At 43.2% G+C, this 387-nt stretch carries 1 pseudogene; it reads right to left on the bottom strand.

Annotated elements, in window-relative coordinates:
* Window positions 1-127: 127 nt before the first annotated feature.
* A pseudogene (locus FW767_RS13460) lies at window positions 128-387 on the bottom strand (transposase); the annotation flags it as partial.

Here is a 387-nt window from a genome sequence, read left to right as displayed (position 1 = left end):
ATAAGAGAATAATGGAAATACAAAAGAAATTGAACCGCAGACCACGAGAGAAAATAAATTTTGATACACCTAAGGCGCGTTTTTTCGCACTCGTTGGATAAATTTGCATTTGCTGTTGGACTCTACAAATGTCACTGACTCCCCTGAATTGGGTACGGAATGCTTTTATCTTTGCGTTGAATGATTCGGCCGAGGCGTTTGTCAGTCTGTCTTGGAAATAGTTGATTATTGTCGCGTTGTGGTTCTCAAAGGTTTCAAGCACTTTGTTGAACTCGTTGTTACCGAAAGCCTCTACGTCGTTGTACCATCTTGCCAGACTGAGCCTTGCCACGCCCGGGGAGGTTTTACGGTTGAATATATCCACAAGTTTCAGAAACAGACCGTAGG

This window comes from Heminiphilus faecis, assembly GCF_008728965.1.
Lineage (GTDB): Bacteria > Bacteroidota > Bacteroidia > Bacteroidales > Muribaculaceae > Muribaculum > Muribaculum faecis.
The sequence above is the reverse complement of the archived record's forward strand: the minus strand, read 5'-3'. Positions and strand labels throughout refer to the sequence as shown.